Source organism: Snodgrassella sp. W8135 (assembly GCF_016101225.1).
GTDB classification, from domain to species: domain Bacteria; phylum Pseudomonadota; class Gammaproteobacteria; order Burkholderiales; family Neisseriaceae; genus Snodgrassella; species Snodgrassella alvi.
On sequence record NZ_JACFQX010000012.1, the window covers coordinates 1 to 727 of the forward strand.

The window sequence follows — 727 nt, forward strand, 5'->3', positions numbered from 1 at the left end:
TTGAAAACAGAAATGCCTGTACCATTCTTCTCCGGTCCATCTGCAATCACCGTACCCACTGTGCTAATAGTTGTAGATCCGGTACCGGAATTTACAGTACTGATGCCTGCTGCGCCTCCCCGAATTTCACTGCTTTCTTTTAACTGACTAATATTGATATCAGTTGTATTAGCACCATTTGAAACAATAATTCCGTTACTAGTATTGTATTTGCTACTATTTAAATCGTTAGAATCTTCTAATACTGTTTCAGTACTGGTTGCCTTTACCTTTCCGTTAATTTTAATATTAGTAGCACCTGATCCATGATTATTAACTTCAATACCACTGTTAAAACCAGTTATATCTCCATCATTCTGAGTAACATTAATTCCCTCAGATGAAGCTCGGGTACTATCTGCAATGTTCTTACCGGCTAATTTCTGACTATTGTACCAATCATCTATGCTTACATCATCTGCATCAGCTGTACCTGAAACCGCCAGAATACCTGCACCGGCATTACCTGTTACCTGACCGGATGTTTCCACTGATACTGCACCGCCGGTCGTATTTATTGCACTGATACCATCAGTACCGCCTGTAATACTTCCTCCGGTCTGATTTACTGCTATACATCTTTTCTCACCAGAATCCGCCCAATCAATATTAGTTGCCTGTATACCAGCACCACTAGTACCTGTTACATCACCTCCGGTTGTGATTTTGGTATCACCTTTACCTAAAT

Annotated in this window: 1 protein-coding gene; it reads right to left on the reverse strand. The window is 40.4% G+C overall.

What is annotated here, in order from left to right:
• Positions 1-727, reverse strand: a 727-nt coding sequence (locus H3T75_RS10800) for a hypothetical protein (RefSeq protein ID WP_198211707.1), incomplete at both ends; no start/stop codon positions are given.